The 26,543-nt window shown below is 68.5% G+C and carries 25 protein-coding genes; 16 read left to right on the top strand and 9 right to left on the bottom strand.

The window, feature by feature from the left end:
* Window positions 1-150: 150 nt before the first annotated feature.
* A complete protein-coding gene (locus tag OG205_RS32935; protein WP_330271823.1) occupies window positions 151-2,328 on the bottom strand; it encodes a hypothetical protein in 2,178 nt (725 codons plus the stop codon).
* Between the two features lie 79 nt (window positions 2,329-2,407).
* Between OG205_RS32935 and OG205_RS32930 the strand changes: the two genes are divergently transcribed.
* Window positions 2,408-3,559 carry an AI-2E family transporter gene (locus tag OG205_RS32930; RefSeq protein ID WP_330271822.1) on the top strand — a complete coding sequence of 384 codons (1,152 nt, stop codon included), beginning with the start codon at window positions 2,408-2,410 and terminating at the stop codon, window positions 3,557-3,559.
* Between the two features lie 244 nt (window positions 3,560-3,803).
* Here the strand turns inward: OG205_RS32930 and OG205_RS32925 are convergent, their stop codons facing one another.
* Window positions 3,804-5,006, bottom strand: a complete 1,203-nt coding sequence (locus OG205_RS32925) for a GGDEF domain-containing protein (protein ID WP_330271821.1) — start codon at window positions 5,004-5,006, stop codon at window positions 3,804-3,806.
* 116 nt (window positions 5,007-5,122) lie between these two features.
* Here OG205_RS32925 and macS point away from each other — a divergent pair, with 116 nt between their 5' ends.
* From macS to OG205_RS32865, 12 genes are all read left to right on the top strand, one after another.
* Window positions 5,123-6,283: a MacS family sensor histidine kinase gene (macS, locus tag OG205_RS32920; protein ID WP_330271820.1), complete on the top strand. Its 1,161-nt coding sequence runs from the start codon at window positions 5,123-5,125 to the stop codon at window positions 6,281-6,283.
* Window positions 6,280-6,942: a response regulator gene (locus tag OG205_RS32915; protein WP_191297707.1), complete on the top strand. Its 663-nt coding sequence runs from the start codon at window positions 6,280-6,282 to the stop codon at window positions 6,940-6,942. Before macS ends, OG205_RS32915 begins: the two co-directional genes overlap by 4 nt.
* Window positions 6,939-7,475 (top strand): DUF1707 SHOCT-like domain-containing protein, encoded by a 537-nt coding sequence (locus OG205_RS32910; protein ID WP_442916610.1) that lies wholly within the window; start codon window positions 6,939-6,941, stop codon window positions 7,473-7,475. The genes OG205_RS32915 and OG205_RS32910 overlap by 4 nt, the downstream gene beginning before the upstream one ends.
* 36 nt (window positions 7,476-7,511) lie before the next feature.
* The gene (locus OG205_RS32905) at window positions 7,512-8,966 is read left to right on the top strand and encodes an SDR family oxidoreductase (protein WP_330271818.1); all 1,455 of its coding nucleotides are present in this window, start codon (window positions 7,512-7,514) and stop codon (window positions 8,964-8,966) included.
* A gap of 36 nt (window positions 8,967-9,002) precedes the next feature.
* Complete coding sequence (tdh, locus tag OG205_RS32900; protein ID WP_330271817.1) at window positions 9,003-10,034, top strand: L-threonine 3-dehydrogenase; 1,032 nt, start codon at window positions 9,003-9,005, stop codon at window positions 10,032-10,034.
* Entirely contained in the window at window positions 10,034-11,212 is a 1,179-nt protein-coding gene (locus OG205_RS32895) for a glycine C-acetyltransferase (RefSeq protein ID WP_330271816.1), read from the top strand. Before tdh ends, OG205_RS32895 begins: the two co-directional genes overlap by 1 nt.
* 97 nt (window positions 11,213-11,309) lie before the next feature.
* Entirely contained in the window at window positions 11,310-12,137 is an 828-nt protein-coding gene (locus OG205_RS32890; RefSeq protein WP_330271815.1) for a helix-turn-helix domain-containing protein, read from the top strand.
* 4 nt (window positions 12,138-12,141) lie between these two features.
* A complete protein-coding gene (locus OG205_RS32885) occupies window positions 12,142-12,318 on the top strand; it encodes a DUF397 domain-containing protein (protein ID WP_330271814.1) in 177 nt (58 codons plus the stop codon).
* Between the two features lie 29 nt (window positions 12,319-12,347).
* Window positions 12,348-12,821: an RNA polymerase sigma factor gene (locus OG205_RS32880; protein WP_330271813.1), complete on the top strand. Its 474-nt coding sequence runs from the start codon at window positions 12,348-12,350 to the stop codon at window positions 12,819-12,821.
* Window positions 12,806-13,819 carry a hypothetical protein gene (locus OG205_RS32875; RefSeq protein WP_330271812.1) on the top strand — a complete coding sequence of 338 codons (1,014 nt, stop codon included), beginning with the start codon at window positions 12,806-12,808 and terminating at the stop codon, window positions 13,817-13,819. The genes OG205_RS32880 and OG205_RS32875 overlap by 16 nt, the downstream gene beginning before the upstream one ends.
* A complete protein-coding gene (locus tag OG205_RS32870) occupies window positions 13,816-14,655 on the top strand; it encodes a LysR family transcriptional regulator (protein WP_330271811.1) in 840 nt (279 codons plus the stop codon). The genes OG205_RS32875 and OG205_RS32870 overlap by 4 nt, the downstream gene beginning before the upstream one ends.
* Before the next feature lie 38 nt (window positions 14,656-14,693).
* Window positions 14,694-15,356, top strand: coding sequence for a hypothetical protein (locus tag OG205_RS32865; protein ID WP_330271810.1), 663 nt, complete (start codon window positions 14,694-14,696; stop codon window positions 15,354-15,356).
* Here OG205_RS32865 and OG205_RS32860 read toward each other — a convergent pair.
* Window positions 15,353-15,751 carry a MarR family winged helix-turn-helix transcriptional regulator gene (locus OG205_RS32860; protein ID WP_330278279.1) on the bottom strand — a complete coding sequence of 133 codons (399 nt, stop codon included), beginning with the start codon at window positions 15,749-15,751 and terminating at the stop codon, window positions 15,353-15,355. The genes OG205_RS32865 and OG205_RS32860 overlap by 4 nt on opposite strands.
* Before the next feature lie 100 nt (window positions 15,752-15,851).
* Here OG205_RS32860 and OG205_RS32855 point away from each other — a divergent pair, with 100 nt between their 5' ends.
* On the top strand, window positions 15,852-16,277 hold the full coding sequence (locus tag OG205_RS32855) for a Rid family hydrolase (RefSeq protein WP_330271809.1): 426 nt from the start codon (window positions 15,852-15,854) through the stop codon (window positions 16,275-16,277).
* On the opposite strand, the gene ptsP is transcribed toward OG205_RS32855, so the two are convergent.
* Entirely contained in the window at window positions 16,274-17,905 is a 1,632-nt protein-coding gene (gene ptsP, locus OG205_RS32850; RefSeq protein ID WP_330271808.1) for a phosphoenolpyruvate--protein phosphotransferase, read from the bottom strand. The genes OG205_RS32855 and ptsP overlap by 4 nt on opposite strands.
* Window positions 17,906-18,063: 158 nt before the next feature.
* Between ptsP and OG205_RS32845 the strand changes: the two genes are divergently transcribed.
* Complete coding sequence (locus tag OG205_RS32845) at window positions 18,064-19,104, top strand: right-handed parallel beta-helix repeat-containing protein (protein WP_330271807.1); 1,041 nt, start codon at window positions 18,064-18,066, stop codon at window positions 19,102-19,104.
* On the opposite strand, the gene OG205_RS32840 is transcribed toward OG205_RS32845, so the two are convergent.
* Genes OG205_RS32840 through OG205_RS32820 form a run of 5 tightly spaced genes read right to left on the bottom strand, consistent with a single transcriptional unit; the run spans window position 19,101 to window position 24,180 of the window.
* Window positions 19,101-19,964, bottom strand: coding sequence for a ribokinase (locus tag OG205_RS32840; protein WP_330271806.1), 864 nt, complete (start codon window positions 19,962-19,964; stop codon window positions 19,101-19,103). The two genes, OG205_RS32845 and OG205_RS32840, sit on opposite strands and share 4 nt — an antisense overlap.
* Window positions 19,961-20,878: a substrate-binding domain-containing protein gene (locus OG205_RS32835; RefSeq protein ID WP_330271805.1), complete on the bottom strand. Its 918-nt coding sequence runs from the start codon at window positions 20,876-20,878 to the stop codon at window positions 19,961-19,963. The genes OG205_RS32840 and OG205_RS32835 overlap by 4 nt, the downstream gene beginning before the upstream one ends.
* Window positions 20,879-20,906: 28 nt before the next feature.
* Entirely contained in the window at window positions 20,907-21,812 is a 906-nt protein-coding gene (locus OG205_RS32830; RefSeq protein ID WP_330271804.1) for an ABC transporter permease, read from the bottom strand.
* A complete protein-coding gene (locus OG205_RS32825) occupies window positions 21,809-23,218 on the bottom strand; it encodes a sugar ABC transporter ATP-binding protein (RefSeq protein ID WP_330271803.1) in 1,410 nt (469 codons plus the stop codon). Before OG205_RS32825 ends, OG205_RS32830 begins: the two co-directional genes overlap by 4 nt.
* The gene (locus tag OG205_RS32820; protein WP_330278278.1) at window positions 23,215-24,180 is read right to left on the bottom strand and encodes a LacI family DNA-binding transcriptional regulator; all 966 of its coding nucleotides are present in this window, start codon (window positions 24,178-24,180) and stop codon (window positions 23,215-23,217) included. The genes OG205_RS32825 and OG205_RS32820 overlap by 4 nt, the downstream gene beginning before the upstream one ends.
* Window positions 24,181-24,292: 112 nt before the next feature.
* Here OG205_RS32820 and OG205_RS32815 point away from each other — a divergent pair, with 112 nt between their 5' ends.
* The gene (locus OG205_RS32815) at window positions 24,293-26,359 is read left to right on the top strand and encodes a DUF2339 domain-containing protein (RefSeq protein WP_330271802.1); all 2,067 of its coding nucleotides are present in this window, start codon (window positions 24,293-24,295) and stop codon (window positions 26,357-26,359) included.
* Window positions 26,360-26,543: the final 184 nt, after the last annotated feature.

The following is a 26,543-nucleotide window of genomic DNA, read 5'->3' as shown; positions in this document are numbered from 1 at the left end:
CGCAGGAAACCTCGCTACTCGGTGGCACTCAAGGGATTCGCCGACGATCAACGTGATCAAGTCGACGTCGGCGACTCTGCCAGTCCATCCACCCCGAATGCACGCTCTGAGCGCCCGGTTAACTACATCGTGTGAACGCCGTCCTGGGACTCACACCCGCTTCAGCACGCGTGCCGCACCCGCCGCCGCGGTCGACGCGAGCACCCAGCCCACGGCCACGAGCAGCGAAGATATCCACTGCGACGCACCCGTGAACTGCCACTTGCCGTCGTGGCCGAAGTCGATGATCGGGATCAGCAGGTCGAGCGCGAGCAGTGACGCGTTCCAGACCGGGTCCTCGTCCTGGTTGAGCTTGGCCATCGGGTGCCAGTTGAACCACAGCGCGCCGAACAGCCAGAACACGCCGAGCCAGCAGATCGCGAGCCACGGCCGGTAGCCGTAGCCGACCGTGAACCGCTGCACGACGCCCCAGACCCGCCCGGCACGGCCGAGTTCGGAGTAGCGGCGGCGTTGTTTCTCCAGCTGGACCTTCTGCGCGAGCTCCTCCTCACCGCCCTGCTGGTAGACAGCGGCGAGCTGTTCGTACGGTCCTGGCGCGAAGTCGGGCTGCACCTTGAGCAGCCACTTGAGCCGCGTCTGCACCGGCACGTCGGGGTCGGCGGTGATGCCGGCGAACTCGAAGTCGTCCACGGCGACGCCGCCCTCGGCGTCCCACAGGCCAGGTCCGTCGGTCACCGACACCGCTTTGAGCCGGCTCAGCACGACCTTGCCCTTGGGCTGCTGGCCCTCGGGGATGTGCAGGCGGAACTGGTGGACGGTGAGGCCGTAGGCGTTCAGCGCGATGTCCGCGGTGGTCGAGCCGAGGTGCGAGTTGCTGAACGTCGCCATCTTACCGACCTCGCCCAGCCGGATGCGCACGCCGCCGACCGCGGTGAACCCGCGGCTGCACAGGAGGTCCTTGCCGATCGTGATGGCACGGGCGTCCAGCGACGGCTTCTGCGTGCCGTTCGCGCGCAGCCTCGGGAGGGTCAGTTCGGCGCCGGACATGTCGAGCGTCGAGCCGATGTTCGCGTTCTGCAGGCGGACCGAGCCCTTGGCCTTGAGCTCGCGCAGGAAGAGCGTGCCGCCGATCTGGAGGCGGTCGGCGAACAGGACGTCGATGCCGGGCCCGTGCAACGACACCCCGGACATGCTGGCGCTGCCGTTGATGGTCGCGTTGGCGAGCCGGACCTGGCCGTAGGTCTGCAACGCGAGCGAACGGGCGCCCGCGCCGTTGACCGCACTGCGCGCCTCGACGTCGCCGCGGACCTGCAGGCCGTCCGCGTGCAGGGCGACCGGGATGCGGTTCGTGACGTCGCCGGCGAGTTCCTCGGCGATCTCGCGCGGCCCGATCACCGCGCCGGACAGCCGGAGGTAACCGCCGATGCTCGCGTTGGGCAGCCGGACCGTGCCCTCACTGGTGAAGCCGTCGTCGAGTTCGACGTTGCCCTCGACCCGGATGCGGTCGGCCACGAGCGTCGCGGCCTCGTCGGCCGATCCGTGCGGCAGGACCAGCACCTGGTTGTCGACGCGGTGGGCGGAGTGCAGGCGGGCGCCGGTGAACTCGACGTTCCCGCCGACGCGCGCGCCGTCGAACAGCACCCGGCCGTCCGCGTTGAAGCGGCCGCCCTCGGCGTTGCAGAAGACGTTGCCCGAGACGACGATCCCGGACGCGTCGAGCGCGTCCTTGCCGGTGTTGATCAGACGGGCGCCGCCGAGGTGAACGCTGCCGCCGATCGACGCACCCCTCAGGCGGACCTCGCCGTTGGCCCGCATCGCGATGGCCTGGACGGAGCCGCTGACCCGCAGCCGTGCGCCCAGGAGTGCGTGATCGGTGTTGCTGCGCAGAACCGCTCCGGCCAGCCGGAGCGTGCCGTCGACCGCTGCGTCGGTGAGGTCGACGGTGCCGGTGCAGGTGAAGCCGGCTTCGAGGACCAGGTCGCTGAAGACGCGGAGGTTGCGGCCCTGCAGGCCGGGGACGCGGGTGCCGCGCAGCCGGAGCCCGATGAGGCGGGCCATGCGGAGGTCGAGCGACTCCTCGAAGGTGCAGTGGGTGAGGTCGATGACCCGTGTGACGCGCGTGCCCTCGAGTTCGAACCTGCCGGTGATCCGCGCGTTTCGAAGCCGCAAAGCGGGCAATCCCTTGCGCGGCACCCGGTACAAGCCGGTCAACAGACCGGTGAGCACCTCGCCGCGAACGCTCTGTCCGGTCAGGTCTGTCTCGGTACCCCCCGCGTAGGCCCCTGCGACTTGGCGCTCGACTTCGGTCAAGTCTTCCGGCTTGATCACTTCGTCCTCCCCTGACAAGTCGGATCATCCCTGGTGGAGATCCGGCTTGGCGAGGGTTCGACCAGTTACCGTGAGGCCCATGAACGCGCCGGAGTCGGAGATCAGCAACCGCGTTCCCCTGCTGCTACGGGTGAGCGCGGCCCTGAGCTGGCGGTTCGTCGTCGTGATCGCCGCGTTGTACGTGGTCGCCTACGCACTGAGCTTCCTGGCGTCGATAGTGATTCCCGTCGCCATCGCGCTGCTGCTGGCCGCACTGCTGTCGCCCGGCGTGGCGAAACTCGTCGAGTGGCGGGTGCCGCGCGGCGTGGCGACGACCGTGATGATGATCATCGGCATCGGCGTGCTCGGCGGCGTGCTGACGTTCGTGATCAGCGAGTTCTCCCGCGGCCTTCCCGAACTGCAGACGCAGGTGGCGGCCTCCCTCGACACGATCCAGACGTGGCTGAAGGACGGGCCGGCGCACCTGTCCGACCAGCAGCTGCAGAACTACGTCAACGAGATCGTGAAGACGATCAAGGAGAACCAAGCCGAGATCACGTCCGGCGCCCTGACCACCGCGGCCACCCTGGGCGAGTTGCTCACCGGGCTGCTGCTCGCGCTGTTCACTCTCATCTTCTTCTTGCACGACGGTGACGGCATCTGGCGCTTCGTGACGCGTGCGGTGCCTCGCGACGTGCGTCAGCGCGTCGACGTGGCCGGGCGCCGCGGGTTCGGCTCTCTCGTTTCTTATGTGCGCGCTACGGCCGTGGTCGCGATCGTCGACGCCGTTGGTGTTGGTGTCGGCTTGGCGATCATCGGTGTGCCGCTCGTGGTGCCGCTGTCCGCGTTGGTGTTCCTCGGTGCGTTCATCCCCATCATCGGTGCGGTGTTCACGGGTGCCGTGGCGGTGTTGATCGCGTTGGTGACCAACGGGCCTATCGCGGCTCTTGTCGTGTTGGCCGTGCTCATCGGCGTGATGCAGCTGGAGTCGCACGTGCTGCAGCCGTTGTTGCTGGGGCGTGCGGTCAAGTTGCACCCGTTGGCCGTGGTGCTGGCGATCGCCGGTGGGTTGGTGACCGGGGGCATCGCCGGGGCGTTGCTGGCCGTGCCGTTGCTGGCGGTGCTGAACTCCGGGATCCGGTCGCTCATCTCCGATTCGGACGCCGTGCAGAAGCCGGAGAAGGTGGACGTGCTGAATCCTCAGGACACGGCGCCGAAGGACGACAAGAGCGAACGGGTCAAGGAGCTCTAACGCCAGCCCACCGCTGTACGCCGCCGGGTTACACCGGTGTACATGAACGTGGCTCGGTGACGCAGGCACACGTCTGAGCTGCCAACGAGGTCGGGTAACACCAGCCCCACACCGTGCGGGTCATGCGTGACTACAGCGATGACGACACTTCTCCCTGCGACGACTGCGCCCACAAAGACCCTGATGAGGCTGCCGACTGCAACATGTGCCAGGGCTCGGGGCGAATCCCAAGACAACGACGGCCCTAAGCCATCGACACGAGGTTGCGGCCGTAGGCCTTGGCCGCCAGCAACGCCGCGTCGGCCGCCACCAGCAGGTCCGGCAGCTCGTACCCGAACCGAGTCGTCGTCGACACCCCGATGGACACAGTCAGGCCGTGCAGCTCGTGCGGCTTGCCATCGGTGGCCATCGTGGGCACGCGTAACGCAGCCACGGCCTTGCGCACCCGTTCGGCGACGTACTCGGCCTCATCCGGGGTGGCCTCGGGCAGCAGCACGACGAACTCCTCACCGCCGAACCGGCCGACCAGGTCACCTCGGCGGACGGTGCCTCGCAGCAGCAACGAGATCGCGGCCAGGGCGGCGTCGCCTGCCAGGTGGCCCACCTCGTCGTTCACGCGCTTGAAGTGGTCGAGGTCCATGAGCATGACGGCCATGGGGCGGGTGCGGCCGGAGCCCTTGGTCAGTTCGTAGCGGGCTCGGCTGTCCCAGTGGACTGCGTTGGCGAGGCCGGTTTTGGCGTCGCGCTGGGCTGAACGGCGCCACTGCGGGAGTTGGGCGGCTCGCTCCAGAAGTGCCAGAGGTGGGCCGGCGATCAGGGCGTGGATGGCGTTCGACTCCGCCACGCAACCCATGAGGCCGCCGATCGACACGGCGACTATGCCCAGGATGGCGTCGATGGGTTCGCCGACTGCCTCCTCGAAGGTGGCGGAGGGGCTGCGCAGCTTCAGGCCGAACGAGATCAGGCCCGCGCGCAGGATCAGCAGCAGGGCCGCGCCCATGGCGAGGATCAGGAGGTTGGCGTGCGGGTCTGCCCAGCCGAGCACGTAGCGGGTGGTGAAGACGGCCAGTGCGGTGGCGCTCAGGGTGAACAGCCAGCGGTGGGTCTCCGGGCGCTGCGCCAGCAGGCAGTGCAGGGCCGGGCCGAAGAGGAGCAGGACGAGCAGGTTCGGCGGGAGGGCGAGGATGCCTGCTGTGAGGTAGCAGAGGTGGGCTGCCCACGGGTTGCGCTCGGTCTCGCCCAGGCGGTGGCTGTAGATCGAACTGCCGATGATCACCGCGCCTGCTGTGCCCGCGATCGCGGCGAACCTGGCGATTTCGGAGGGTGACGGTGTTTCGGAGGAAACGATCGTGTAGACGACGGTCGCGAACGCCGCCATGTCGATCAGCAACCAATAGCAGAGCGCAGGCCGCCGCAAAGTCCACACCGGCCAGTCCCGCACCTGCATCGCCCTCCCCCGAACCCGGAGAGCGTCGCACATTCCTCCGTTCGGCAGAAGACGGCCACCTGGGGGTTAGCCAGCACACGTTCACGCGGCAGGATGGTGTCCGAAAGGAGCACAGCGTGCGCAAAGAGCCTGCCGAACGTGTGACGAAGGTGATCGACGACCCGGCCACGCCCCTGTGGCGCGGGACGATTGCGCTACGCATAGTCACATTCCTCTTCGCGGCGGCGAACGTCATCGCGAACCAATCCGGTTACATCCGGCCGTGGCTCGCGTGGACCACGCTCGGGGTGATGGCGTTGTGGTCCGTCTTCACGAGCCGCGCCTACAGCACGACGTGGGGCAGGCGGTGGCCGCTCGTCCTGATAGATCTCGCCCTGACCTGCGGACTCATGTCGCTGTCGCCGCTGATCATGTCCGACCACCAGCTGCTGACGCTGAACGTCCCGTTGATCACGACGATCTGGGCGTGCGTGCCGGCGGTTGCACTGGGCGCGCTCGGCGGGGCCTACGCGGGCTTCGCGGGCGGGCTGGCCGTCGGTCTCTCCACCTATCTGTCCAAGGGTGTGCCGAGCCTGGACCTGCTGCGCGACGTCGTGTTGCTGGCCGGTGCGGGCATGGTCGTCGGCATGGCGTCGGCGACCGCGCGGCGTTCGGCGGTATTGCTCGCCCAGGCCTTGAGAGCCGAAGCGGCCACGGCGGAACGGGAACGCCTTGCCCGTTCGATTCACGACAGCGTGCTGCAGGTCCTCGCCCGCGTGCGCAAACGCGGCCTGGAGGTCGGCGGCGAGGCGGCCGAGCTGGCCAAGATGGCGGGCGAGCAGGAGGTGGCGCTCAGGAATTTAGTGGCCGCTGCTCCCGTCGACTCCACTGTGGATGGAGAGATCGACCTGCGTCCCGGACTGCAGGTGCTCGCCACGCCCAGGATCCAGGTGTCGACGCCCGCGACCCAGGTGATGTTCGAGGCACCGGCGGCGGGCGAGCTCACGTCGCTGGTGCGCGAGGCGCTGTCCAACGTGGACAAGCACGCCGGCGAGGACGCGCGGGCCTGGGTGCTGCTGGAAGACCTCGGGGAGGAAATCGTGCTCAGCGTCAGGGACGATGGTCCCGGCATCCCGGAAGGCCGGATCGCGTCGGCCGCCGCGGAAGGCAGGATGGGGATCGAGAAGTCGATCAAAGGCCGGGTGGAGTCGCTCGGCGGAACGCTGGAGCTCCAGACCGGGCCGGGGGAGGGCACGGAATGGGAGGTTCGGGTGTTCAGGAAGGGGGCGGCAGGATGACGGTCTCGGTGATGGTCGTGGACGACCACCCGATGTGGCGCGAGGGCGTGGCGCGGGATCTCCAGGAACGCGGCTTCGAGATCGTGGCGACCGCGGGCGACGCGCCCTCGGCCGTGCGCATCGCGAAAGCCGTGCGACCCAACGTGGTCCTGATGGACCTCAACCTCGGCGAACTCTCCGGGGTCGACGCCACCGCGATGATCACCAGCGAACTGCCGGACACGCGCGTGCTGGTGCTGTCCGCGTCCGGCGAGCACGACGACGTGCTGCAGGCCGTGAAGGCGGGCGCGTCCGGATATCTCGTGAAGTCCGCGTCCTCGGAGGAACTGGTCGAGGCCGTGTCCCGCACCGCCGCCGGCGACGCCGTGTTCACCGCGGGCCTCGCCGGCCTGGTTCTGGGCGAGTACCGGCGCATGGCCGCCGCGCCGGACGACTCGGAGGAAAAACCGCAGCTCACCGATCGGGAGACCGAGGTGCTGCGGCTGGTTGCCAAGGGCCTGACCGCACGACAGATCGCGAACCGCCTGGTGATCTCCCACCGCACGGTCGAAAACCACGTCCAATCGACTTTGCGGAAGCTTCAACTGCACAACCGGGTGGAGTTGGCGCGTTATGCCATCGAGCACGGTCTTGACGCCGAACCGGAGGCAGAGAAATGACAGACCCCAGAGAGTTACGCGTGTCCGATGCGGAACGTGAGCACGTCGTCACCCTGCTGAACAAGGCGGTGGGCCGAGGCATGATCACGCTGGACGAGTTCACCGTCCGCACGGACACCGCTCTCGCCGCGAAGACCCGCGCCGATCTGAACGTCGTGCTGCTCGACCTGCCCGGCATGGTCAACAACGAGGTGGCCCGCGAGCGGACCGAACTGAAGAACACGATGAGCACCACGACCCGCAAGGGCCACTGGGTCGTGCCGAACGAGCTCGTCATCCGCAACACCCTCGGCACCACGAACCTCGACTTCACCGCCGCCGACGTGCCGCCGGTCGTCAACGTCGACCTGGACGTGTCGCTGGGCACCGTGAAGCTCCTGCTGCCGGCCGGGTCGTCGGTCAACGCCGACGACGTCGAGATCACCGCCGGCGAGCTGAAGGACAAGGTCCACAACTCCGTGGGCAACCCGCACTTCCAGCTCAAGGGCGCGGTGCGCGGCGGAACCGTGGTGATCAAGAAGAGCAGGCGCTGATCTGCGAACGGTCGCGCGAACACGCAGGATCGAGGCATGCGATGCCTCGTGACCGGCGCGACCGGATATCTCGGCGGACGACTGGTGCCCAGGCTGCTGGCCGAAGGGCACCAGGTGCGCTGCCTGGTGCGATCGCCGGAGAAGCTGCGCGACGTCCCGTGGGCCGCTGACGTCGAGATCGTCAAGGGTGACGTGCTCGGCGATCTCGACGAGGCCATGCGGGACGTCGAGGTCGTCCACTACCTCGTGCATTCGCTGCAGTCGAAGGACTTCGCCGACGCCGACCGCAAGGCCGCGGAGAACACGGCGCGGGCTGCCGAACGGGCCGGCGTGCGGCGGATCGTCTACCTGGGCGGACTGCACCCGGCCAACGTCGAACTGTCGCCGCACCTGGCCTCGCGCAAGGAGGTCGGGGAGGTCTTCCTGCGCTCGAAGACGCCGGCCGTGGTGCTGCAGGCGGCGGTGATCATCGGGTCGGGGTCGGCGAGCTTCGAGATGCTGCGCTACCTCACCGAACGGCTGCCGGTCATGGTCACGCCGCGCTGGGTGCACAACCGGATCCAGCCGATCGCCGTGCGGGACGTGCTGCGCTACCTGGTCGACGCCACGACGCTCGAGAACACCAACCGGACGTTCGACATCGGCGGGCCGGACGTGCTGACCTACCTGGAGATGATGCTCCGGTACGCCGATGTCGCCGGGCTGCCCAAGCGCCGCGTGCTGCCCGTGCCGCTGCTGACGCCTGGTCTGTCGTCGCACTGGGTCAACGTCGTCACGCCGGTGCCGCGGTCGATCGCCAAGCCGTTGATCGAGTCGCTGGTGCACGAGGTCGTGTGCCGCGAGAACGACATCCGCGAGGTGCTGCCCGGCGAGAACACCGGCTTCGACAAGGCAGTCGAACTCGCGCTGGACAAGATCCGTGACGCCAACGTGGAGACCCGCTGGTCAGGGGCGTCGCTGCCGGGTGCGCCGAGTGAGCCGCTGCCGACCGACCCCGACTGGTCCGGCGGCTCGATCTACACCGACGAACGCGAGCGCAGGACGAACGCCACGCCCGAACGGCTGTGGGAGGTCGTCGAAGGCATCGGTGGCGAACGCGGCTGGTACTCGTTCCCGCTGGCCTGGGCCGTGCGGGGCTGGATGGACAGGGCCGCGGGCGGGGTCGGACTCAGACGAGGCAGGCGCGACGCGAACCGGTTGAACGTCGGCGAGGCGCTCGACTGGTGGCGCGTCGAGGAGATCGAACGCGGGCATCTGCTGCGGCTGCGGGCCGAGATGAAGGTGCCCGGCAAGGCGTGGCTGGAGCTTCGAGTGGCGGGCAACGAGGGACACGGGTCCACTTACCGCCAACGCGCCGTGTTCGTGCCCAAAGGGCTCGCCGGACACCTCTACTGGGCGGCTGTCTGGCCGTTTCACGGCATCGTGTTCGGCGGCATGGTGCGCAACATCGCCAATGAAGCTGAGCTGCACAAGAACTTCAGAAAGTCCTGATGGACTGCACAAGCAGCAAAGGGTGAAACTTCCCGCATGAAGGCTCTCGTCAAGGTCGCCGCTGGGCCTGGACTCGAACTGACCGACGTCCCCGACCCGACTCCGGGTCCGACGGACGTGCTGGTCAGGGTGTTGCGCACCGGCATCTGCGGCACCGATCTGCACATCGACTCGTGGGACGACTGGGCGGCGCAGAACATCAAGGCGCCACTGGTCCTCGGGCACGAGTTCGTCGGCGAGGTCGTCGAGATCGGCAACAGCGTCACCGGCGTCAAGGTCGGCGACCTGGTCAGCGGCGAGGGCCACCTCGTCTGCGGGACCTGCCGCAACTGCAAGGCCGGCCGCCGCCACCTCTGCGCGAACACGCGCGGTTTGGGCGTGCACTCCAACGGCGCGTTCGCGCAGTACGTCGTGCTGCCCGAGCAGAACGCGTGGGTGCACCGCACGAAGGTCGACCTGGACGTGGCCGCGATCTTCGACCCGTTCGGCAACGCCGTGCACACCGCGCTGAGCTTCCCCGTCATCGGCGAGGACGTGATCATCACGGGCGCCGGTCCGATCGGCATCATGGCCGCCGCCGTCGCCAAGCACGCGGGCGCGCGCAACGTCGTGATCACCGACATCTCCGAGCACCGCCTCGACCTGGCCCGCAAGGTCGGCGTCGACCTCGCGGTGAACGTCGCCGAGAAGTCGATCGCGGACGCCCAGGCCGAACTCGGCATGGCCGAGGGCTTCGACATCGGCATGGAGATGTCCGGCAAGCCGTCGGCGATGCGGGACATGATCGCGAACATGGCGCACGGCGGCCGCATCGCGATGCTCGGACTGCCCGCGGACGAGTTCTCCGTCGACTGGAGCAGCGTCGTGCTGAAGATGCTGCACATCAAGGGGATCTACGGCCGCGAGATGTTCGAGACCTGGTACTCGATGACCGTGCTGCTGCAGCGCGGCCTCGACCTCGCGCCGGTAATCACGCACCGGTACGACCACACGCAGCACGCGGAGGCCTTCGCCACCGCGCGCGAAGGCAAGTGCGGCAAGGTCATCCTCGACTGGACGGGAGCCTGATGTACGGCGAGCTGAAGAACGACCTCCTCAAGACGATCGAGGAGATCAGGGAGGCCGGGCTCTACAAGTCGGAACGCGTGATCGGCACCCCGCAGAACGCCGCCGTCCGGGTCGGCAAGGGTGACGAGGTCCTGAACTTCTGCGCCAACAACTACCTCGGTCTCGCCGACCACCCGACGCTCGTCGAGGCAGCCAAGAAGGGCCTGGACGACTGGGGCTTCGGCATGGCCTCGGTCCGGTTCATCTGCGGCACCCAGGAGCCGCACAAGGAACTGGAGCGCAAGCTCAGCGAGTTCCTCGGCACGGAGGACACGATCCTCTACAGCTCGTGCTTCGACGCGAACGGCGGCCTGTTCGAGACGCTGCTCGGCGCCGAGGACGCGATCATCTCCGACGAGCTGAACCACGCGTCGATCATCGACGGCGTGCGGCTGTCGAAGGCCAAGCGCTTCCGCTACAAGAACCGCGACATGGACGACCTGGAGCGCCAACTCAAGGACTCGGCCGATGCCCGCTACCGCCTGATCGCGACCGACGGCGTCTTCTCGATGGACGGCTACCTCGCGCCGCTCGACGAGATCTGCGACCTGGCCGAGCGCTACAACGCCCTGGTCATGGTCGACGACTCGCACGCCGTCGGCTTCACCGGACCGACCGGCCGCGGCACCCCGGAGTTGTTCGGCGTGCAGGACCGCGTCGACATCGTCACCGGCACGTTGGGCAAGGCACTGGGCGGCGCGTCCGGCGGCTACACGTCCGGCCGCAAGGAGATCGTCGAACTGCTGCGCCAGCGCTCGCGCCCGTACCTGTTCTCGAACTCCCTCGCGCCGTCGATCACCGCCGCCGCGATCGCCACCCTGGACATGCTTTCCAGTTCCACGGAGCTGCTCACCCAGCTGAGGTCGAACACCGAACTCTTCCGCCGGCGGATGACCGAGGCGGGCTTCGACCTGCTGCCCGGTGAGCACCCGATCATCCCGGTGATGATCGGTGACGCTGCCGAGGCGGCCAAGCTGGCCGATCTGCTGCTTGACCAGGGCGTGTACGTGATCGGGTTCTCGTACCCGGTCGTGCCGCACGGCAAGGCGCGCATCCGCACGCAGATGTCGGCTTCACACACGACCGAGGACGTTAACCGCGCCGTCGACGCGTTTATCGCCGCACGCGAAAAGATGTAAAGGTAGGACTTGTACCGGCTCCAAAAACTACTTCCTTCGGGGATATTCGGAAGGAAACAATGGAGCCGGTACGAGACTTCCTTCTAGTTTCGTCGACATGCCACGACGAACGTCAACCGTGGTGGGCCGGGAGTTCGGTGAGGGCGTCCGCAACGCCATCGAGCGAACCGGGCTGACCCACCGCAAGCTCGCCGAAGAACTCGGCTGGGACGAAGCCAAGCTGTCAGACCTGGTGCGCGGAAAGGGCGGCGTCACCGAAGCCGAGCTCATGCAGTTGCTCGGCTACTGCCACGTCGGCCCACCAGAGATCCAGCGCCTCGTCGTCCTGTACCGCGAGACGCGCCAACGAGGCTTCCTCAAGCTCCCCGACGGGCCGCCGGACCAGTTGCCCGAGCTGCTCAAACAGGAGGTTCTCGCCAACAAGATCACCGTCTGGACGCTGAACCTCGTTCCAGGACACCTGCAAACCACCGACTACATGCGCGCGCTCATCGTCGGAGGGGTGCGCAAGGAGTCAGTCGACTACGAAAAGCTGATCGCGGCGAAGCTCGAACGCCACAAGCTTTTCCACTGGAGTCGCACGTTCGTGTTCTACATCCACGAACAGGCTCTTCGCCTACAGGTGGGCGGTCCGGACGTGATGAAGGATCAGTACATCCACCTTTTGGCGATGGCACAACGTTCCTACATCGACATACGAGTCGTACCGAACTCAGTCGGCGCGTATGCGGGTGCTTCCGGCTCGTTCCTCAAGCTCGGCTACGAGAAGTTCGAGCCGGCGGTCTTCCTCGAAGGCGAAACCTCAGGTCTCTTCCTCGAAGACACGAAGTCACTCGCTGTTTACTCCTCGGTGCTGAAGTTGCTCGACGATCAAGCTCTGGATCCGGAAGAATCGAAGGGGCTGATCTCAAGCTTCCTGATCTGAGGAGATGTTCCGCATGTCGATCTGGCGCAAGAGCTCTTACAGCTCGAACTCAAGCAACTGCGTTGAGATCGGACATGGGGTCGGCATCCGGGACAGCAAGGCACCGGCGACGCACCTCCCCGTGTCAGGCGAGGCGTGGTCCACGTTCCTCCGCGATGTGACCCGAGTCACAGAGCAGTAAGAATCGGCACGGTCAGCGCACTTCCTCACGTGGAGGAATTCTCGATCGTCTACCGCGAGTGCTACCCGCGAGTGCTCGCCTATGCGGCGAGCCACGCGGGCAGCCGCCTCGCCGAGGACATCACCAGCGAGACCTTCACCATCGCCTGGCGCAGGCAAGCCCAGTTGCCGTCGAACGCGCTGCCGTGGCTGCTCGGCATAGCCCGCAACCTGGTGCGCGCGACCCTTCGTGAGACGACGACCTACGAGCTCACCGACTTCCCGGCTGACGACGACTTCGCGGTGATCGAGCTGCGTGCGGCTCTCGCGAGTCTGTCCGAAAACGACCAGGAGGTGCTGACGCTCATCGCGTGGCACGGGTTGGCGGCGGCTGAGGCCGCGCAGGTGCTCGGGTGCACGACGGCGACGTTCTTCGTGCGGCTGCATCGGGCTCGGCGGCGTTTGCAGGCTGCGCTCTGGACTCCGAAATTCGACAGTGCGAGGGCGTCGTGGAAGACATCCTGAAAGACCTGGCCCAGGCCAAGCCTCCGACGCCAGAGGTCGACCCCGAGCGGATGGAAAGCGACCTCGCGCGGATCGTCTTCTTGCCACGCGAGAGGCCTGCCCGGAAGTTGTTCGTGCGGCGGTTCGCTCCGTTGGCGATCATCGGTGCGGTGATCGTGCTTGCGGTCGTGTTGTTGCCTGCGCCTCCACAGCCCGTGCAGCCCGCCGCGCCTCCGAAGTGGTGGCACGCGCTGACTCGACAGTCATCGATCATGATCGTTGGCGATCCGGCGGACCCGTACGCCGTACACCTCGACTCCAAGACCGACCGGTGGCTGGCCGCGAACCAGCAGGTCACGGTCATCCAGAAGGAGGGCGACGTGACGCCCTTCTCGCTGGACCGCGGCCTCGAGTGGGAGGCCGCGGGCAAGCCGGAGACGGTGCCCCAGGTCGGCGGGACCCACTCGGTGCGCATCGGCCCGATGAAGCCGGCAGTGCAGAAGACCGCTGTCTCCGGTTTCCAGATGTCCCTCCACAGCCAGACGCGTTTCGACTCGCTCGAGTCGCTGCCCGCCGACCCCCAGGAGTTGAAGAAGGCGCTGGAGACCATCGTCGGGAAGGACACCTACCGGATCGGGTCGGTCGCGATGGAACTGATCAGCTCGAACGTGCGCGCCGACCAGCGGCGGGCGGCGTTCGAACTGATCAAGACGCTCGACGGGGCGCGGTTCCTCGGTGACGTGACCGTGCACGTCGAGCGCGCGGGAATCGGTGTGGCGATCCCCGCGCCGCCGACGTTCCAGTTCTCCGACGTCGAGACGCAGCTCGTGATCAGCAAGGAGACCGGCCTGCCGATCAGCAAGCGGGACGTGATCACCACGTCCCAGTTCGGCCTGCCCGCGCAAATGCCCATCTCGGAGGAGGAGTACCTCCTGCTGGAGGAGGTGGCCTTCGAGCCGATCGTGCCGCTGGACGTCCCCGTGAACGGCGAAGTGGAATCCCCCATCATTGAGCGGTGATCGACCCACGACGGCTTCGCGTGCTGCGCGCACTCGCTGACCACGGCACCGTGACGGCCGCAGCCGCCGCACTGCACCTCACGCCGTCAGCGGTGTCGCAGCAGCTCGCGGCACTGGAGTCCGAGGCAGGGCATCCGTTGCTGCTGCGCAAGGGACGCCGGGTGTCGCTGACCCCGGCCGGTTCGTTGCTCGTCGCGCACGCCCACGTCGTCGCCGCGGAACTGGAACGCGCACAGGCCACTTTGGACGCTCTCGCCTCCGGTTCGGCGGGGCGGGTGGCGGTGGCGGCGTTCGCGTCGGCGATCACGCAGGTGGTGGCGCCCGCGCTGGCGGCGTTGAAGGAACGGTCGATCGAACTGTCCGTGCGCGACGCCGAGGGGCATGAGAGCGTGCGGCTTCTGCTCGACGGCGAGATCGACGTGGCGATCACCGAGGAACACCGCGCGACGGACCGCTTCACGCGGTTTCCGCTCTACACCGAGCCTTTCGACGTCGTGCTGCCACCGGGTCACCTGCTGACCGGACCGGTGGATCTGGCAGCGCTGGCCGACGAGGACTGGGTGGTGACGCTGCCCGGCAACCCGTTGCGGGACGTCGTGGAGATGGCGTGCGCACAGGCCGGGTTCACGCCGCGCATCCGGCACACGTCTGACGACTTCCGCGCGATCCAGGCACTCGTCGATGCCGGAGCCGGGGTGGCGCTGGCGCCGCGGAACGCCGTGCGCGGGGTGCCCGTGGCCGGGGTGGCGCCGTTGCGGCGGGTGGTGGCGGCGGTGCGGCGAGGTTCGGAGGACCACCCGTTGATCAGCGCCGTCCTGGAGCAGCTCCAGCGCTGACGGGACCTGTCCCGGGCTCGCCTGCCTACGGTCCCCGCATGACGCTGCGAGTCGTGGTGCTGCTGCTCCTGCTCGCCGGCTGCGGTGCTCCGGTGCCGCAGTTCCCGCGCGAGGACATCCCGACCACCACGACCACGGAAGAGATCATCAGCGCCGCCCCCACCACCACGACGACGCCCCCGGTGCCGAACAAGGAGGTGGACTTCACCACGCGGTTCACGATGAGGCGGGCTGCCTGCGAAACCGGATCCCCGTTCAACCCGACCAGCGAGCCCTACAAGGGCTCCGGACCGCATCCGTTCGACGTGTACGAGATTCCCGATGCCGGCGGAAACGTGCAGCATTCGTCCGTCGTGGGGCTCGGCTCCGTGCGGCCCACACCGAACAACGTCAACCACGTCCGGCTCATCGCCTGCGTGAACGCAGTCCTCGGTGCCCGGTCCGGCACCGTGACGTGCAAGTTCGACAAGGGTGTCGCGACCAGCCGCACCTGGCCGTTCCACGAGGCGACCTACCGGATCACGGTCCGGGAAGCACGCTCAGGACGAACGATCACGAACCTGCCTGCGGCCGGCGACGACACCCCGGAGGGCAGCTGTCCCGGTTTCGCGAGGGACAGTGCCGGCACGGTGGTGGCGCGCAGCCTCACCGAGGATGCGCTCGGTGCGGCCGTGTCGTCGCTGTTCAAAGGCCCCGCCTAGGGCGGTGGGATCGTCACGCGCAGCTTGGCCGCGATACGCGTCAGCGCCTGGCGGTCGGCGGCGGTGAGCGGGTCGAGCACGAACTCGCGGACCGCCCGCAGGTGCGTGGGCGCGGCGGCCTCGACCACCTCGAAGCCCTCGTCGGTGAGCGAGGCGAGGGTGTACCGGCCGTCGTCGGGATCGGGGAAGCGCACGACCCAGCCGCGTTGCTCGAAGCGCTTGACCACGTTGGACAGCCGCGACAGCGACCCGTTCGCCAGATGTGCGAGCTCGCTCATCCGGATCCGGCGGTCCGGTGCCTCCGAGACGTGGCTGAGCACCAGGTAGTCGAAGAGGCTCAGCCCCGACTCCTGCTGCAACGGCGCTTCCAGCCGGCCCGGAAGCAGCAGCACCATCGAGATCAGCCCGGTCCAGGCTTCCTTCTCGTCCGCGTTCAGCCACTCCACGCCGTGCAGCGTACTTCACGCTTGAAGTCATGTACGGTTGACTTCAAGGATGAAGTCATTGGAGGCAATCGTGGACAAGCCGGAGTTCTTCGCCACCCCCGGATACGGCGAGACGCAGCTCAGGAACATGCGCTACAGCCAGGCCGTCCGCATCGGCGACCGGGTCGAGACGTCCGGGCAGGGCGGCTGGAGCGACGAGTTCGAGTTCCCCGAGTCGCTCGAGGAGGAGATCGTGCGCGCGTTCGAGAACGTCGAGCGCACACTCGCGACGGCGGGCTCGTCCTGGGCCGACGTCGTGCACGTGAACTCGTACCACGTGCTCGGCGACGACTCGTTCGACGACCACAACCGCGTGATGGTCGAGCAGTTCCGTGCGCGCATGGGCGAGCGCGCGCCCATCTGGACCGAGAGCGGGGTCACCGCCCTCGGTCACCCGAAGATGCGCATCGAGATCCGCGTGACCGCGATCAGCTAGTGCGGGGCGCGGGCCGCCAGCTTCGCCGAAGCCGGGTCGCCCGCCGCCAGCGCGCCACGGGCGGCGAGCTGGCAGATGTCCACACTGGTCGTCGCGAGCTTCGCGCCGACGCTTGTGAGAGCCGTGTGGTTCATGGACAACGACGTGATGCCGAGGCCGATCAGCACGCACGCGAGCAGCGGGTCGGCCGCCGCCTCGCCGCAGACGCCGACGGGCTTGCCGGTGGCGGTCGCCGCGTCGCCGACCTGGGCGATCAGGCGCAGCAACGCGGGCTGCCACGGGTCGTTCAGCGCGGCGACTCCACCGAGCTGGCGGTCGGCGGCGAAGACGTACTGGGCCAGGTCGTTGGTGCCGATGGAGATGAAGTCGACGACCTGGAGGATCTCCTTCGCCGACAGGGCCGCGGACGGGACCTCGACCATCACGCCGGCGCGCTGGATGCCCGCCTTGCGCGCGCGGTCCACGAACCAGGCGGCTTCGGCGGCGGTGGCGACCATCGGGGCCATGACCGAGACGTCGGCGCCGGAGGACTTGGCCGCGGCGGCGATGGCTTCGAGCTGGCGGTCCAGGATCTCGGGGCGGTCGAAGGCGACGCGAAGGCCGCGGACACCGAGGGCCGGGTTGGGCTCGGGGTCCGGGTTCAGAAACGCCAGCGGCTTGTCCGCGCCCGCGTCGAGGGTGCGCACCACAACGGGTTTGCCCGCAAACGGCGCCAGCACAGCCTCGTAAGCAGCAGTCTGCTCAGCAACGGTCGGTTCCTCTGCGGCGTCCAGGAAGCAGAACTCCGTGCGGAAGAGGCCGACGCCCTCCGCACCCGCCTGTGCAGCGGCTTGGGCATCGGCGGGGGAGCCGACGTTGCCCAGGACCTTCACGCGGTGGCCGTCCTTGAGGACACCGACGCCGTTCCACTCGGCCTTCTTGCCGGTGCCGGCCGCGCGCACCTTGCCGTCCGACTCGCGGACCTGGCCGGTGTCACCGTCGACGTCGAGAGAGGTGCCTTCGAACGCCAGGATGCCGCGGCACGCGACGACAGCAGGGATGCCCAGCGAGCGGGCGAGGATCGCGGTGTGGGAGGTCGGGCCGCCCTCCTCCGTGACCAGGGCGAGGACCTTCGACGGGTCGAGACCGGCGGTGTCCGCGGGCGCCAGGTCACGCGCCACCAGCACGGACGGCGAGGCCAGGTCCGGAACGCCGGGCGCGGGCAGCCCGAGGAGTTCGGCCACCAGGCGGTCGCGGACGTCCTGGACGTCGCGGGCCCGTTCGGCCATGTAACCACCGGAGGCCTGCAGTGCCGAGATGAACTTCTCGGCAGCCTGGTGCACCGCACGGGCGGCGGTCAGCGACTGGTCGACGACGAGCTTTTCGGCGGCCTTGATGAGCGACGGGTCGCCCGCCATCGCCGCCGTGGTCTCCAGAACGGCACGGGCGTCGCCCTCGACCGTCTTCGCGCGCTCCATCAGGCGCTGCACCACGACCTCGGCCGCAGGACGGATGAGGGAGGCTTCCATCTTCGTATCCGCTGTTCGCAGGCCCGCAGGGGGTTCGGGGAGAGCCTCCGCGACCCTCACCACGGGGCCGGTTGCCCGTCCGCTGCTCACACCGACACCGCTCAGCCGCGCGCTCGACATGGTCTAGACCATACCCTCCGACGTGAAACCCTGGACAGCTCAGTCTGGCCAATCGAGCGACAGAACGCGCAGCGGTGGCCCGTTCGTCATCATGGCTTAACACGAAGAGCCGACAGCGGTGTGACAATAGGCCGTTCGGAGCAGTACGGTCCCCGGCTGTGCGCCTTCCGCTCGTCTTCGCCGCAGTCTTCCTCGTCGCCGGATGCACGTCGGCGCAACCGGGCCTCGGCCCGGAGATCAACGTTCCCGCTCAGCTGAGCACCATCCAGGACGCCGTCGACGTGGCGCAGGAGGGCGCGACCATCGTCGTGTCGCCGGGCGTCTACGAGGAGTCGGTGCGGGTCAGGACCAAGGGCCTCACGATCAGGGGTGCCCGGCGCGGCAGCGTGATCATCGACGGCGAGGTCCAGCGCGAGAACGGGATCGAGGTCGCCGCTCCGGACGTGTCCGTGCAGAACCTGACGGTCCGCAACCACACGGCCAATGGTGTGCTGATCTCCGAGCAGCGCGGCTTCCGCGTCTCGTACGTGACGGCCAGCAACAACGCGCGGCACGGCATCCACGCGTCCGACTCCCAAAACGGCGTGATCGAGCAGAGCTACGCGAGCGGCAGCGCGGACGCCGGGTTCTCCGTCAGCCGGTGCAAGCCGTGCGACGTCGTCGTGCGCGGCAACGTCGCCGAGCGCAACGCCGTCGGCTACGAGGGCACGAACGCGTCCGGGCGGATGTTCGTGCTCGGCAACAGGTTCAGCGGCAACCGCGTCGGCATGACCTCGGCCGCCGAGCGTCAGGAGGACGTCGCACTCGTCGGCAACCTCGTCTCCGACAACGACGAGGCCCTCTCGCCCGCGCAGGCCGACGGCGCGTTCGGGCTCGGCATGAGGATCCTGTCCAGCACGAAGAACCTGGTGTCCCGCAACCTGATCACCGCCAACCCCGGTGTCGGGCTGGCGCCGAGCTCCAGTCAGGACGAGCTGGAGAGCAACCTGATCATCGGCAACGGCCAGGACGTGCGCTACGACGACGTGCCGCAGAAGAAGTCCAAGGCGCCGCGGGGGATCCCGTTCAACCAGGTCGCCGCGCCGCCGCTGCAGCCGGAGATGCCCGCGGAGCCGTTGCCGGACAGGGCACCGGACGTCGAGAAGTACCTGGTGCCGAGCGAGGACCTGTTCGACGACCGTGCGGCGGTGCGGACCTAGTAGACCTCGGCGGCCGTCGGGTAGGACGGCTGCGCGCCCGCCTTCGTGACGGACAGCGCGGCCACCTTCACCGCGTACTCGGCGGCTTGGACGATGTCGTCGCCCTCGGCCAGTCGAGCGGACAGCGCTCCGGCGAACGCGTCACCGGCGCCGGTCGTGTCGACCACCTCGTCGACCTTGATCGACGGCACCTCGACAACTCCCGTCCGGGCCACCACAGCGGCACCACGCGAGCCGAGCGTGACGATCGCCGACGTCGGGCCGAGCTTGAGCAGGTCACGCCAGTCCGAAGCCAGTTGCGCGGCCTCGTGCTCGTTCACGATCAGCACGGTGAGCTGCTTCAACGTCGCTGCGGGCAGTTCGGCCACCGGCGACAGGTTGAGCACCGTCCGGACGCCTGCTCGGGACGCGACGCCGATCGCGTGGATCACCGTCTCCAGCGGCACTTCCAGCGAGCACGTCAGCACCTGAGCGCCGTCGAACGAAATATCGTCCACATCGGACAGTGACACGTCGGCGTTGGCGCCGGGAGAAACGACGATGGAGTTCTCACCGTCCGGCGTCACCGTGATGTAGGCGATCCCGGTGGGGCGCGCGGAGGTCTTCACCAGAGCGGTGTCGACGCCGGACGACTCCAGCGACTCCCGCAGCAGCGAGCCGTACCCGTCGCCACCGACGGCGCCGATCAACGCGACCGAAGCACCGACGCGAGCGGCGGCAACGGCGGTGTTCGCGCCCTTGCCGCCGGGCAGCACGACGGTGTCGCCGCCGAGCACGGTCTCACCGCCGGTGGGCCGCCTGCCGACCTCGACCACGAGGTCGGCGTTGGCGGACCCGAGAACAAGCAGAGCGTTCGTCACTTGATGAACTCTGCCACGTTCTTCGCGGTGATGACCTTGACCTCGACGTCCACGACCTGCTGAACCGGCTCGCCCTTGGCGGCGTGCACGGCCTGCTCGACGGCCTTGGAACCGAGGAGCTTCGGCTGCTGCGCGACGGTCGCGGCGAGCGTGCCGTCCTGGATCGCCTTCAGGCCGTCCGGCGTGCCGTCGAAGCCGACGACCTGGACGTCCTTGCCGGCACGGGCGCCGAGAGCCTTGATCGCGCCGAGCGCCATCTCGTCGTTCTCGGCGAAGATGCCCTTGAGGCCGGGGTTGCCCTGCAACAGGTTCGTGGTCTCGTTGAGGCCCTTGGCGCGGTCGAAGTCCGCGACGGCCGAGGCGACGACCTTGATGTTGCCGCTGTTCAGGCCCTGCTCGAAGCCCTGACCGCGGTCACGCGACGCCGACGCGCCCGGGATGCCCTTGAGGTGCGCGACGTCGCCGGAGGTGGCGCGGCCGAGTTCGATGGCCGCGAGGCTGCCGCCCGACACGTTGTTCGAGGCGACCTCGGCGGCGACCTTGCCCTCGACGGCGCGGTCGACCGAGATCAGCGGGATGTTCGCCATCTCGGCGGCCTTGGCCGCGGGCGCGGACTGCTTGGAGTCGACCGGGTTCAGCAGGATCGCCTTGACGCCCTGCGTCACCAGCGTCTGCACCTGGTTGACCTGGTTCGTCGCGTCGTTCTGCGCGTCGACCACGGTCAGCTTGGCGCCGAGCTTGTCCGCCATCTCCTGCGCGCCCTGCTGCAGTTCCACGAAGAACGGGTTGTTCAAAGTGGACACGGCGAGGCCGATGGTGATGTCGCTTCCTCCGGACGCCCCAGTTCCGCTGCACCCGGTCGCGACAAGAGCTGCGGCACCGAGCGTCAACGCGATCCGTCGGGTCACCTTCATTGGTGTCTTCCTTACCTGTTGCGGGTTTTCAGCGACGGCGAAGTGAGTCGAGCAGCGCGGCGAGAGCGATCACCGCGCCGATGACGACCTGCTGCCAGAACGGCGGCACTTGCAGCAGGTTGAGGCCGTTGCGCAGGACGGCGAGCACAAGTGCGCCGACCAACGTCCCGGTGGCGCGGCCAACGCCACCGGACAACGACGCACCACCGATGACGACAGCGGCGATGGCGTCGAGCTCGTAGCCGGCCGCTGCCTGCGGACCGGCGGACCCGAGCCGTCCCGCGAGCACGAGGCCCGCGGCGGCGGCGAACAGGCCGGAGAGTGCGTAGATCCAGAGCTTCTGCCTGCGCACGTCGATGCCGCTGAGCTTCGCGGCCTCCTCGTTGCCGCCGATCGCGTACATGCGACGGCCGAGGTTGGTGCGCGTGAGGATCAGGCCGGTGATGCCGAAGAACGCCAGCATCAGCAGCAGTGGCAACGGAACCATCGGCGCGAGGTTCGAGCCGAGGAACGTGACCAGCGCGTCGGTCTCGTGCGGCTGGCCTTCGGAGAACACCAGCGTGAGACCGCGGGCGACGCTGAGCATGGCGAGCGTCGCGATGAACGGCGGCAGCTTGCCGTAGCTGATCAGCGCGCCGTTGACGAGGCCGCAGAGCGCGCCGACGACCAGCCCGATCGGGCCCGCGGTGAGCGCGCCGACCATCGCGGCCAGCGCGGCGATGCTGCCGACCGAGAGGTCGATACCGCCCGCCACCACCACGAACGTCATGCCGAAGGCCATGATCGCGATGACCGCGGCCTGCACGCCGACGTTGAGCAGGTTCTGCGCGTTGAGGAACGCGGGCTGCATGATCGCGATGACCAGGGCGAGGATGACGAGCCCCGCGAGGGCTCCGTTCTCGCTTGCGTACTTGCGAATGCTGATCGTGGTCATGCCGAAATCTCCTGCACGGCGAGTGCCATCACCTGGTCTTGAGTCGCGCCCTTGGGCAGCTCACCGGCCACCCGGCCGTGGGCCATCACGACGACGCGGTCGCTCATCCCGATCACCTCGGGCAGGTCGCTGGACACGAGCAGCACGGCCCGGCCCTGCGCGGTCATGCGGTTGATCAGTTCGTAGATCTCGACCTTGGCGCCGACGTCGACGCCTCTGGTCGGTTCGTCGAGGATCAGCACCTTCGGGTCGGCCAGCAGCCACTTGCCGATGACGACCTTCTGCTGGTTGCCGCCGGAGAGTTCCTTCACCGGCTGCTCGACGCGGCCCTTGATCCGGAGCTTGCCCGCGATGTCGTGCAGGCGTTTCTCGTCGCGGTTGTCGAGCGTCACGAGTTCGAGGTTCTGGCCGACAGTCGCGGTGAGGACGAGGCCTTGGCCCTTGCGGTCTTCCGGGACCAGGCCGAGGCCTGCCCTGATGGCGGCCTGGACGTCGTGGCGGGGCAACGGTTTCCCGTCGACCGCGACCGTGCCGTGGTCGTAGCCGTCGACGCCGAACGCGGCCCGCGCGACTTCCGTTCGTCCCGCTCCGACCAGGCCCGCGATGCCGACGACCTCGCCCGCGTGGACCTCGATGCTGATGTTCTCGAAGACGCCGCGCCTGGTCAGGCCCTGGATGCTCAGCAGAGGCTGGCCCGGACGTTGTTGTGCGCGTGGGTACTGCTCGTCGATCGGGCGGCCGACCATCAGCTCGATCATGTGCCGGGTGGTGGCCTTCGGACCCAGGACGCCGACCGATCGGCCGTCGCGCAGGATCGTGATGCGGTCGGCGACGCGCTGGATCTCGTCCAGGTGGTGGGTGATGAAGACGAGCCCGACGCCGTTGTCGCGCAGCTGGGCCATGATCTGCAGCAGGCGGTCGGTCTCGGTCTCGGTGAGGACCGCGGTCGGCTCGTCCAGGATCAGCACGCCGGCGTTCTTGTCGAGCGCGCGGGCGATCTCGATCATCTGCTGCTGGGCGATGCCGAGGTCTTTGACCTTGGCGTTGGGGTCGACGTTCAGCCCGACCCGTTCCAGCAGCCTCGGGGCCCTGCGGCGCATCTCGGCGCGGTCGACGAAGCCGTACTTGCGGGGGAGGCGGTTGAGGAACAGGTTCTCGGCGACGCTGAGTTCGGGGACCAGCGCCAGTTCCTGGTGGATGACGGCGAGGCTGGCGTGGCCCTCGATCGTGCCGGCGTCCTGGCCGTGGATGCCCGCGAGGACCTTGACCAGCGTGGACTTGCCCGCGCCGTTCTCGCCGAGCAGGACGTGGACCTCGCCCGCGTTGATGTCGAGGTCGACGCCGTCCAACGCCTTGGTGGCGCCGAAGTGCTTGGTGATGCCGCGTGCGGTGATCAGGGTGTTCACAGCTCGGCCTCCCCGAGCGAACCGCGCAGCACGAGCCTCGCGGTGAGACGGACGTCGTCGGGCTGCTGGCCGTTGATCAGGGCCAGCAGGCTGCGGGCGGCGGCGCGACCCATCTCGACGGTCGGCTGCGCGATGACCGTGATGGGCGGGTCGAGCAGCGGGAACCACGGCTGGTCGTCGAACACCGCCAGCGCGATGTCGTGCGGGATCTGCAGGCCACGGGCCCTGACCTCGCCCAGCGCGCCGAGGCCCATCAGGTTGTCCATCGCGACGAGCGCGGTGGCACCGTCGTCGATCAGCCTGGCCGCGGCCTGACTGCCGCTCTCCTGCCGGAAGTCACCGTGGACGACCTGCGCGAGGCCGCCGAGCGACCCCGTGAGCACGTCTGTTCGTTCTCTTCCAGTGGAGGTGTTCGGCGGACCAGCGATCACTCCGATGCGGGTGTGGCCGGCGCCGACGAGCCGCCGGGCGAGCGCGGTCAACGCCTCGCTGCCGTCAGCGCGGACGACGGGGCATGTGGCGCCCCTGACCGTCCGGTCGAGCAGAACCAGCGGTACGCCGCCTGCGCTCACTTCGCGAACCAGACTCGGGTCGTCGGTCGCGGGGCACAGCAGCAGGCCGTCCACCCGGCGGTCGAGCAGGGTGCGCACGTAGGTCGCTTCCTGCTCGGCGCTCTCGTCGGCGTTCCCGATCACGACGCAGTAGCCGTGTGACCGGGCTTCGTCCTCGACCGCTCGCGCGATCTCGGCGAAGAACGGGTTCAGCAGATCGCTGATGACCAGACCGAGGGTCTGGGTGCTGGTGGTCCTGAGGGATCGCGCCAAGGCGTTGGGCCGGTAGCCGAGCTTCTCGATCGCGGCGAGCACGCGCTCACGGGTCTCGGGCGTCGGCGCTGCGTGGCCGTTGAGCACGCGCGACACGGTGGCCGTGGAGACGCCGGCGTGCAGCGCGACGTCCTTCATGGTCGTCACGAGGCCGTAGTTAATCGATTACACATGTATGTAGTCAAGCTGAGATCAGTGGATGAGTAGGTGTACGGATGTCACTGGGCGTGCTCTGCCTCACTCTGATCACATGGACGGACAGGATCGCCTCGGAGACGAGCAGCGCCTTGCGCTGGAGCTCGCGGCCATCGGGCAGCGGCTGACGACGATCAGCTCGGAGATGCGTGAGCGCTCCGCCTCCACCGCGACCGCGGTGATGGAGGCACCGGAGGTGGCGCGGCCCGGTGAGGTGCCGCAGCCGCCGGCCACGACCGTCCCGACGCCGCCCGCCGGAGTGCCGCAGCAGCAGCCGCCTGTGAGTGCGCCGCAGCAGCCCGCCGGCGTGCCGCAGCAAGGCCCCGGACCTGCACCGCAGCAGTCGCCCGTCGGCATGCCGCAGCAGCCGAACCCGTGGTCGCAGCACGCAGCCGCCTCGGCCCAGATGCCTCCCGGCCAGCAGTTCCCCGGGCAGCAGCCGCCGCCTCCCGGCCAGCAGTTCCCGCGGCCTCCCCAGGCGCAGTGGCCCCACCCGCAGCAGCAGCCGTGGCCACAGCAGCCGCAGCCGCCGCGCGAGACCCTGTTCGAGAAGCTCGGCAAGGACGGCGCCGGCGCGAAGCTGCTGGCCTGGGTCGGTGGCGCGATCACCGTGCTCGGCTTCGTGTTGCTGCTGGTCCTCGCCGTGCAGCGCGGCTGGCTCGGCCCGATGCCGCGCGTCATCGGCGGCGCGGTGTTCAGCGGCGCGATGGTCGGCATCGGCATGTGGCTGCACCGCAACCCCGCCGGTCGTACCGGTGCGATGGCGCTGGCCTTCACCGGTTTCGCCGGTCTCTACCTGGACGTGATCGCCGCGACCAGCCTCTACGGCTACCTGCCGGAAGGCGTGGGTCTGGTCGTCGGGCTCGCCGTCGCGGCCGCTGGTGTCGTACTCGCGCTGAAGTGGGACTCGCAAGCGCTCGCGGTCACCGTTGTCGCAGTTTGTGCCCTGTGCTCGCCGATCATCACCGAGGGCTTCACGGTCCTGCTCGTCGGCTTCCTGCTGGTGCTGAAGATGGCCAGCACGCCGGTCCAGATCAAGCGCAACTGGCCGGGCCTCGCGGTCGCCGGTGGCTTCCCCGCGATCCTCGCCTCGCTGCTCACCACCGCGAACGCCATCCCGCGCTCCTACGAGTGGACCGTGGTCGGCGTCGCGGCGGCCACGACCGTCGTCGGCATCGCGGTCGCGTTCCTGACGATCCGCAAGCGTCCCGACGACATCGTCGCGGTCGCGTTGATCGCCGGTTCGGCGTTGCCGGCCCTGTTCGCGACGACGTTGCTGAAGGCCCCTGCCAACTCGATCCTCGCCGGGGTGGTCGCCGCCGTGCTGCTGGCGATCTGGATGGTCCCCGACCTGCCGCGCGGGTTCACGACGGCGGCCGGTGCGACGGGCATGCTCGCGTTGTTCCAGACCACGGTGATCGCGCTCGACGGCAACGTCCGCACGGCGATCGTGCTGGCCGAGGCCGTGCTGCTGGCGGTTCTCGCGGCGCGCCTGAACAAGAAGAGCGCGCTGGTCGGCTCGGTGGCGTTCGGCGTGCTCGGGTTCTTCATGGCGATCGGGCAGGCCGTGCCGATCACCTGGCTGGTGGAGGAGCCGCGGTTCTTCAACAACGTCGAGCCCGGCGACTACGCGGCGGGTCTGGTGACCGCGGTCGTGCTCGGCGTCTTCGCTGCCGTGCTGCCGTGGGCCGCGCTGAAGATGCAGGTGCTGCGCGAGCCGGCCAGGCACCCGTTCCCGTGGATCGTTTCGGGGCTCGTGCTGCTCTACGGCGCGGCGGGTGCGGTGCTGTGCGCGGCGCTGCTGGTCTCGCCGGACGAGACCGGGTTCCTCTTCGGACACTCGGTGGTCACGGTGTCGTGGACGATCGCCGCGTTGTTCCTGCTGATCAGGGGGATCAACAACAAGGCGCTGCGGATCTCCGGCCTGATCCTGGTCGGTGCCGCGGTCGTGAAGCTGGTGCTGTTCGACCTCTCCGCGCTCGACGGAATCGCCCGCGTGCTGGCGTTCCTCGGTGCCGGTCTGGTCCTGCTCACCGCGGGCGCCCGTTACGCCAAACTGGTGACATCGGCGAAGAATCCCGAGTCGTATGAATCCAAACCGGTGGCTCCGCCCTCTTACTGAGTGTGCGACCGTCGCCCGCGCCGCCGTCGCGGGCGACGGTCGTACTACGTCCAGGCAAAGATTTCCCTCGACAGAGTGACGGAAGTAGATCGAAAGCACCCGGAAGTGGTCCCATCGGGCGTATGGCAAAGCCACGCCTCGTGGCCGCGGTTATAGCGCTCTCAGCGGCCTTCGCGGCGACGGG

This window comes from Lentzea sp. NBC_00516 (genome assembly GCF_036346835.1).
In the GTDB taxonomy this organism is placed as follows: Bacteria; Actinomycetota; Actinomycetes; order Mycobacteriales; family Pseudonocardiaceae; genus Lentzea; species Lentzea sokolovensis.
Note: the sequence above shows the minus strand (reverse complement) of the source record. Positions and strands in the feature narration are given on the sequence as shown.

Coding starts and splice junctions, on each gene's coding strand:
- OG205_RS32865 (WP_330271810.1), top strand. CDS start 14,694: ATGACGCTGCGAGTCGTGGTGCTGCTGCTCCTGCTCGCCGGCTGCGGT.
- tdh (WP_330271817.1), top strand. CDS start 9,003: ATGAAGGCTCTCGTCAAGGTCGCCGCTGGGCCTGGACTCGAACTGACC.
- ptsP (WP_330271808.1), bottom strand. CDS start 17,905: ATGTCGAGCGCGCGGCTGAGCGGTGTCGGTGTGAGCAGCGGACGGGCA.
- OG205_RS32855 (WP_330271809.1), top strand. CDS start 15,852: ATGAAGTCATTGGAGGCAATCGTGGACAAGCCGGAGTTCTTCGCCACC.
- OG205_RS32820 (WP_330278278.1), bottom strand. CDS start 24,180: ATGAAGGACGTCGCGCTGCACGCCGGCGTCTCCACGGCCACCGTGTCG.
- OG205_RS32835 (WP_330271805.1), bottom strand. CDS start 20,878: ATGAAGGTGACCCGACGGATCGCGTTGACGCTCGGTGCCGCAGCTCTT.
- OG205_RS32915 (WP_191297707.1), top strand. CDS start 6,280: ATGACGGTCTCGGTGATGGTCGTGGACGACCACCCGATGTGGCGCGAG.
- OG205_RS32860 (WP_330278279.1), bottom strand. CDS start 15,751: ATGGTGCTGCTGCTTCCGGGCCGGCTGGAAGCGCCGTTGCAGCAGGAG.
- OG205_RS32890 (WP_330271815.1), top strand. CDS start 11,310: ATGCCACGACGAACGTCAACCGTGGTGGGCCGGGAGTTCGGTGAGGGC.
- OG205_RS32930 (WP_330271822.1), top strand. CDS start 2,408: ATGAACGCGCCGGAGTCGGAGATCAGCAACCGCGTTCCCCTGCTGCTA.
- OG205_RS32830 (WP_330271804.1), bottom strand. CDS start 21,812: ATGACCACGATCAGCATTCGCAAGTACGCAAGCGAGAACGGAGCCCTC.
- OG205_RS32815 (WP_330271802.1), top strand. CDS start 24,293: ATGGACGGACAGGATCGCCTCGGAGACGAGCAGCGCCTTGCGCTGGAG.
- OG205_RS32925 (WP_330271821.1), bottom strand. CDS start 5,006: ATGCAGGTGCGGGACTGGCCGGTGTGGACTTTGCGGCGGCCTGCGCTC.
- OG205_RS32895 (WP_330271816.1), top strand. CDS start 10,034: ATGTACGGCGAGCTGAAGAACGACCTCCTCAAGACGATCGAGGAGATC.
- OG205_RS32905 (WP_330271818.1), top strand. CDS start 7,512: ATGCGATGCCTCGTGACCGGCGCGACCGGATATCTCGGCGGACGACTG.
- OG205_RS32910 (WP_442916610.1), top strand. CDS start 6,939: ATGACAGACCCCAGAGAGTTACGCGTGTCCGATGCGGAACGTGAGCAC.
- OG205_RS32885 (WP_330271814.1), top strand. CDS start 12,142: ATGTTCCGCATGTCGATCTGGCGCAAGAGCTCTTACAGCTCGAACTCA.